This is a genomic window from Vibrio sp. 10N.247.311.14 (genome assembly GCF_041467715.1).
Taxonomy (GTDB): domain Bacteria; phylum Pseudomonadota; class Gammaproteobacteria; order Enterobacterales; family Vibrionaceae; genus Vibrio; species Vibrio crassostreae_C.
Genome location: NZ_JBFSVE010000090.1, coordinates 1 through 7,661, shown reverse-complemented (window position 1 = coordinate 7,661; position 7,661 = coordinate 1). Strand labels below are relative to the sequence as shown.

The window sequence follows — 7,661 nt, the reverse complement described above, 5'->3', positions numbered from 1 at the left end:
GAGCCCGTAGAGGACTTTCACCTCCTAGATCAACGCCATGCTCGGCGCACAACAACAAAGCCCCAGCGATGGCTGAGGCTTATTTGGTATTGCTGCATGTCGGAGTTATTTCACACACATCACATTGAGAAGTGAAGACCCTTTTAGTTGATTCACGTTACCGTTGGTAAACAGACCTTTCTTATCTGCGCCCCAGTAAGGTAGGTGCATTGGCCAGTTCTGTTTCTCCATTACCTTCGAACCTAAGATGCTCTGCCATTGCTTTTCAGTCATCAGCTTCATGTTGAGCTGCTTACACACTAACTCAGCACTGGCGTAATCTAGGCGACTCCAAGGCTTACCTTGCTCCATGTAGAACTGTTGTTGATGATCTAGAAGGTAAGGAATAGCATATTGGCTACCCGCAATGTCTGCTTTCACGCGAATCTCGATCTCTAGATCATCGTCTGAGCTCACGTTGCCGCTTGGTAATGTCTGAATAGCAGCAGTACTCGTTACCGCCGCCGCTTGCTTAGCAGCCACAGGTTTCGGTGCAGGCTTAGATTCTACTTTTGCAGGAGCCTTGTGCGTCACCGCTTTTGGCTCTGCTGGTTTTGCCACAATAGGCTGTGATGAGGTTTTCGACTTATCGACCATACGAATAAAGGCTTCACCGTAACCAGAAACCTTACGCACCTGAGCTAGGTCTTTTCTCGCATCAGAGAAGGTAGAATAAGGTCCGATTAAGCAACGGTAGTCTCCGCCTTCCGGCTTCATCCAAACGTTGGTCGAGATCTTCTCATACAGAGGCTTTGCTCGGCTCAGTGACAAAGGCTTGTTCAGCAGGCCACATTGAACCCAAAACAGTTCGTTATCTGAATGACGTTTTGGTGCTTTACTGCCCCACACGCCCTTACCGATCGGACATGATTGCTCTAGCTGTGGTAATTGGTTGGTGCTTGCCTGAGTTGCATCACATAGAACCGACTCTGCATTCACTTGGCTCGATACCAAAAGAGATGCAGCGATAAGTCCCATACGATAATTTCTCGTCACAGCACGACATACAGCATTCATTGTCAATTTCATAACCACCACTTAAACCCTTGCGGGCTAATTATTACCGAATCTATGTCGATAAAACATGAATTCCATTTTAACTATTATTGACACTGTCAATAATACTAAGTTCCAGATCCATTAAGCAAAAAAAGAGCCGTAATTGCTTACGGCTCTTAATTTAGTGACTTTTTTTACTAAAAATCAAACCGGGCTATCACCCTTTATAAATTTTCGGGTTAAACACGTCACGTAACCAGTCGCCTAATAGGTTAATAACGAGAACCAATGTTACCAAAAGCACACCTGGGAATGCTGTGATCCACCATGCTCCTGAGAAAATGTAGTTAAAACCAGTACTGATCAGGGCACCGAGTGACGGTTGGTCTACCGGAAGACCTAAACCGAGGAAAGAAAGTGCCGCTTCTGACATGATGGCATTTGCCACCTGTACCGTAGAGATAACCAAAATCGGTGATAAACAGTTAGGCAGAATATGGCGGAACATGATGCGAGGCGCTCTAAAGCCCATCACACGTGCCGCTTCTACGTACTCTTTCTTCTTCTCTGCCAATACCGATGCACGAATCGTACGAGCATACTGCGGCCATTCAGCAATACCGATGATCACCACCAGCATAACAACCGCATATTGCGCGTAGAAGTCACTACCGAAACTCGCCTTAAAGATGGCCGAGACAATGATCGCAACCATCATGGTTGAGAACGAAAGCTGAACATCGGCAAAACGCATCAGGAAGCTATCAATACGACCACCGAAGTAACCTGCAGACAAGCCAATGATGATACCGAGAGTCAGCTGAAGACCTACCGCTAGGAAACCGATCGTCAATGACAGACGCGAGCCGTAAAGCATCGTAGATAAGATGTCACGACCCTGCTCATCAGTACCCAGTAGGAAGCGTTCTTCGCCGTCTTCCATCCAAGATGGTGGCAACTCAGAATCCATGATGTCGATAGACGTCACGTCATACGGGTCTGTTGGCGCTAGAATAGGTGCCGCTAATGCCATAACAAGGAAAGCTGCAAAGATAGCGAAGCTCACCATTGCCACTTTGTCACGTAAGAAGTAGTACAGAATGTCTGACTGCTTGAATCGCTCCCAACGAGATGGAGCTGTTGTTGTTTGTTCCATGATTATGCTCCTTTCCCTGTGATGTTCACTGTTGGGTTAATGATGCCGTATAGCAGGTCAACAATGGTGTTAGTTACTACGAAGATCAGGCCAACGAAGATAACGTATGCGGTAATCAGTGGTGTATCCACTCGGTTAATCGCTTCAAGGAATAGGAAGCCGGTACCCGGCCACTGGAATACAGTTTCAGTAAGAATGGTGTAAGCCACCATAGTACCGATTTGAACACCGCCTACCGTTAGTACTGGCAGCATTGTGTTTTTCAAAGCGTGTTGGTAGTAAATCTTGTTCAGCGCTAGGCCTTTTGCTTTACCAAACTTGATATATTCAGAGCTAAGAACCTCTAGCATTTCAGAGCGTACTAGACGAATGAACAGAGGCAGCATGATAGATGCTAGAGCAATACTCGGCAGCACTAAGTGTGCAAGGCCATCGAGCGTTAAGAAACCAGACTCCCAGCCAAACCAGTTTGCGGTCTCACCACGTCCAAACGACGGCAGCCAACCTAACTCAATAGAGAATACATACATCAACATGATTGCGGTTAAGAAAACAGGCACAGAAATGCCGATACTACTGCCCGCCATCACCAGTTTAGTGAAGAAGCTTTTTGGGTGTATTGCAGAATAAACGCCAAGTGGAATCGACAGACAAACAATGATCAGAGAAGCGCCGAACACAAGCTCAAGCGTTGCGACTAGTTTATCTAAGATTACGTCCACAGCTGGGCGTTTAAAGAAATATGAAGTACCAAGATCACCTTGTAGAGCTGCGCCCACAAAGCGAGTGTATTTTGTAATGAAGGGATCATTTAAGCCGAGTTCATCACGCAGCGCTTGACGCTCCGATTCTGAAACAGATTGACCGACTAACTCACGCAACGGGTCGCCCAGGTTATCCTGAATGGCAAACGCCACCAAACTGATCACAAACATCACTATCAGTGCCTGAAACAGGCGCTTGACCAGAAACGTAACCATTCCTTGCCCCTTATCTATCCATGACTATCTAGTCGAAATCCGCGACTAGATAACAAAATTCAGTCTTAAAAAAGGTATTTAGCCAGACTGAAGGAAGACCAAATACCGAAACTTAAATCTATATCTTAATAATTTGAGAGCCTGAAAAGCTTCAGGCTCTCGATTCTAGCAAGCTAGATTATTTTACAACTAGGTCGCCGAAGTAAGGCATAACCATTGGGTTTACTACGTCTGCTGCACCTACGTTAGACTTCGCGCCCCACGCTTCACTTTGCCAGTGTAGCGGTACGAATGCTGCGTCGTTGTAAAGTGTTGCTTCAACGCCTTTCAGCATTTCAGCACGCTTAACTGGGTCAGTTTCAGTGTTAGAAGCTTCTACGATCGCATCCATTTCTGGGTTTGAGTAGCCAGAACAGTTGTATTGACCACGGCCAGTCTCTTCGTTACGAGTCATCGTTAGGAACTCGTTGAAGTTAGCTGAATCTTCTGTATCTGAGTGCCAGCCGATCATCATCATGTCTGCTGAACATAGGTCAAACTCAGGCCAGTACTGTGCTTTAGGCATAGTTTTAAGATCAACTTTGATACCAATCTTAGACAGCATTGCCGCAGACGCTTGCGCTACTTTCGCATCGTTCACGTAACGGTTGTTTGGAGCCATCATAGTTAGCGTAAAGCCATCTTCGTAGCCCGCTTCTTTCATCAGCTCTTTCGCTTTTTTCAGATCGTAACGAGGAACTAGGTCTTCGTTGTGACCCGCGTAGCCTGTTGGGCTTTGCTGACCAGCTGCTGTTGCGAAGCCTTTCATGATCTTCTTAACGATACCTTCGTTGTTGATTGCGTGAACAATCGCCTGACGAACGCGAACATCTTTAAGTGCTTCGTTGCTGTTTTGGTTCATTTGGAACGTGATGATACGAGTACCAGGTAGCGTCACTAGATCGATGTTCTTAGCGTTTTTAACACGCTTGTGATCGTTTGGTGCTACTGGGTGAATCATATCAACGTCGCCAGAAAGAAGTGCTGCAACACGTGTCGCGTCTTCTTTGATTGGCACAAGTGTTAGCTTGTCTACGTTGCCTTCAGTTTCTGTGTCCCAGTAATCGTTGAAACGCTCGAACGTTACTTTAACGCCTTGCTCACGCTGCGTTACGATAAATGGACCAGTACCTGAAACGTTAGTCGAAGCAAACGAGTTACCGTGCTTAACTAGCTCAGACTTGTCTTTACCTTCCGCTGTTTGGCCAGAGTAGAACTTGCTGTCCATTGGGAAGATGTAAGTTGCTGTTTGTAGTACTAGTGGGTAAGCCGCTTTTGATACTAGCTCAACTGTGTAGTCATCCACTTTTACCATTTTTTCGTATGGCGTGAAGATAGACTTAAAGTCTGGAGAAGCTTGTAGACGTTCAAAAGTCCACACAACATCATCAGCAGTCAGTTCGTTACCAGAGTGGAATTTCACACCTTTACGTAGGTTGAAGCGGAAAGTCGTTTCATCAACACGCTCCCAGCTAGATGCTAGGCGGCCTTCAAAATCCATCTCTTGAGTGAAACGTACTAGAGGGTCAAACACCATGTGAGACATTTGCAGTGTGCCACCAGACAGCTGCTCGTGCGGGTCAAGTGATACTGGGTCAGCTGCGTAGCCAACGGTAATATCTGCTGCTGCTGCACTAAAGCTTAGGCCAGCTGCCATTAAAGCTACTGCTAATTTGCTTTTCATGGTTTTCATTGCATAACTCCTTCATGCGGGAATCCAGATCCCTAGTTGTTGTATTTGCGTCTGTTTATTGTTGTTAGCAAGCTAAACTCCAGCCTGCTGATTTTTATACCGCGGCTTGTGCCACTGCTTTTTCTTCTCTTAAGCCTGTAAATTCAGGCATTAAAGAAATCAGTTGTTTGCTGTATTCATGCTGAGGTGATTGGAACAGCTGCTCCGTTGGCGCAACCTCCAATAATGTCCCCATCTGCATCACACCAACACGGTCACACATTTGGCGAATAACCGGTAGATCGTGACTGATGAACAGCATGGTTAGGTTTAGCTCGTCTTGTAAGTCTTTTAGTAGGTTAAGAATCTGAGCCTGTACCGACACGTCCAGTGCCGATGTTGGTTCATCACAAATCAAAAGACGTGGGCGAGTCGCCAAAGCGCGAGCGATAGAAATACGCTGACGTTGACCACCTGAGAATTCGTGTGGGTACTTCACCCCAGCCATTTTGCCTAAACCCACGTGCTCTAGCAGGTCGTTCACGATCTGACGAGTTTCATTTTCGTTGCGAGTAAGCTTATGGAATCGGATAGGTTCAGCAATGATGTCGAATATCTTCATTCGAGGGTTCATTGATGTGTAAGGGTTTTGGAAAACCATCTGCATTTGACGACGCATAGGGCGACGTTCTTTTTCAGATTTCAGACCAGTAAGATCAACGCCTTCAAACGTTACCTTGCCTGAGTTTGGTGCGTACAAGCCAGCAATCACACGAGCAATCGTTGATTTACCTGAACCTGATTCACCTACTAAACCAAACGTCTCACCTTCATGCACTTCAAAGCTCACGTTGTTTGATGCTTGAACGTACTCACGACGGCTCTCAAAGAAAGAATCTTTGGTAGTAAAGCGTAAGTTTACGTTCTCAACGTTCAACAGAGGGCCAGTGTAATCACGGTGATCTTGGCTTTGACCTAACCAGTGGTTCTTCACATCCAATGGTTCCATCTCTTGTGCTTCTTCGATGTAGCTAACAAGAGGGAAACGATCGAGTTTGCGATCCGAACGAGGAACCGCAGAGATAAGACTGTGTGTATATGGGTGCTCAGGAGTACCCAGAACTTTCGCTGTTGGGCCAAACTCAACTAAGTCACCACGATACATAACGGCTACGCGGTCGGTAACGTTAGATACCACGCCCATGTCGTGCGTGACCAACATGCAACCTACGTTCTTCTTAATACATAGGTCGCGAATCAAACCCAAGATCTGGTCTTGGATAGAAACATCCAGTGCTGTTGTTGGTTCATCTGCGATGATTAGGTCAGGTTCACCTGCCAATGCGATCGCGATAACCACACGCTGACGCATACCGCCAGAGAATTGGTGAGGGTACTGCTTTAAACGGTTTTCTGGTTGTGGGATACCCACTTGGTTCATCAAGTCTAATGAGCGCTGGTAGGCTTCTTGATCCGAAACCTTCATGTTGGCATGAATCGTCTCTTTTAACTGCTGTTCTACTGTGAATAGAGGGTTAAGAGAAGTCATTGGGTCTTGGAAGATAAAACCAATCTTTGAGCCGCGAACAGAACGCATCTGTTCAGGAGATAAACCAGAGACTTTTTCGCCATCCAGAAATACCTCGCCGCTAGCAATGCGGCCAGGAGGGCTCAGCAAATCGATCACAGCATTACCTACTGTTGATTTACCTGCACCAGACTCGCCTACAACACCAACAATCTCACCACGTTCAATGTTGAACGAAAGTGATTTAACTGCGGCGTGAACTCCATGACGAGATGGGTATTCGATACGAAGATTTTTTACTTCTAAAAGTGACATTACCAGACCTCTACTGCTTTGGCAGCTTTCTGCCCTGTCTGCAAAATTGAATCCATTCTTACCAGAATATTGTTCTGATATTTTATACGGTTGACAATTTGGCAAATAATTCACAGAAAAGCAACAAAAATAGGATAAAAAGTCGACATTAAACGCTTAGCAAGCAAAAGTGCCACATAACTATTCACCAAAAGAGCATATAGTAAGAAAAATCAACATTATATTATCGGCAAGAAATACTCACAAACTCCTTACCACTACTTACTTGTAGAGTTAAAGCCGTGCTTCAAAGCAGATCTCACTACCAGTCACTAAAAACAAATAATTATTCCAAAAAACAATTAACACTATAGAAACAAACGCTAATTTTGTTAATTTGAACAAATAAAACAACCAGATAAACGTTAATTAGCCATACATTTAACCATCTGCATTATTTTGGTAAATACAAAACAGACAAACGAAAGGCCTAATAAATCAGAGGAGTTTTTGAACGACCAAATGCGTACAAAGCTGTCAAATTCAGGCCTTAGTGAGCAAATTTAGGGTCAGGTTTCACTTTTCATAAAAGTCTTTAGACCAAACCCATTAATATGTCGAATTATTGAGCACTCCATTTATATAAAATTAGATATAGAACTGTACATTTGATAAAGAAAGCAACTCTGTAGCAGCACCATTATCAAGCAGATCGTTAGGAATCTGTCTTATATAAGAAGGGGAGATAGATCGTCATTTCTGACGCGGACGGCTAGTTGAGGCTTCTTAAGTGATCAGTGAAGAGACATTCTTTGAACATCAGGCGAACCCCACTCTGTTCAAGTTATCTAAGTTTCAGACGTAAAAAAGCCCCGTCATTTCTGACGAGGCTTCTTAAGGTGGTCGGTGAAGAGGGATTCGAACCCCCGACCCTCTGGTCCCAAACCAGATGCG

At 45.1% G+C, this 7,661-nt stretch carries 5 protein-coding genes; all 5 read right to left on the bottom strand.

All coding sequences use genetic code 11. The features are described 5' to 3' along the window. Window positions 1–105: 105 nt before the first annotated feature. On the bottom strand, window positions 106–1,068 hold the full coding sequence (locus AB6F11_RS21200) for an SPOR domain-containing protein (RefSeq protein ID WP_104216246.1): 963 nt from the start codon (window positions 1,066–1,068) through the stop codon (window positions 106–108). 187 nt (window positions 1,069–1,255) lie between these two features. Further along, window positions 1,256–2,194 (bottom strand): ABC transporter permease, encoded by a 939-nt coding sequence (locus AB6F11_RS21195; RefSeq protein ID WP_017060135.1) that lies wholly within the window; start codon window positions 2,192–2,194, stop codon window positions 1,256–1,258. A 2-nt stretch (window positions 2,195–2,196) separates the two neighbouring features. Continuing rightward, window positions 2,197–3,174: an ABC transporter permease gene (locus tag AB6F11_RS21190; protein ID WP_017060134.1), complete on the bottom strand. Its 978-nt coding sequence runs from the start codon at window positions 3,172–3,174 to the stop codon at window positions 2,197–2,199. Window positions 3,175–3,352: 178 nt separating this feature from the next. Beyond that, window positions 3,353–4,906, bottom strand: a complete 1,554-nt coding sequence (locus AB6F11_RS21185; protein ID WP_017060133.1) for an ABC transporter substrate-binding protein — start codon at window positions 4,904–4,906, stop codon at window positions 3,353–3,355. A gap of 94 nt (window positions 4,907–5,000) precedes the next feature. After that, window positions 5,001–6,728, bottom strand: a complete 1,728-nt coding sequence (locus AB6F11_RS21180) for an ABC transporter ATP-binding protein (RefSeq protein WP_017060132.1) — start codon at window positions 6,726–6,728, stop codon at window positions 5,001–5,003. Between the last annotated feature and the right edge of the window lie 933 nt (window positions 6,729–7,661).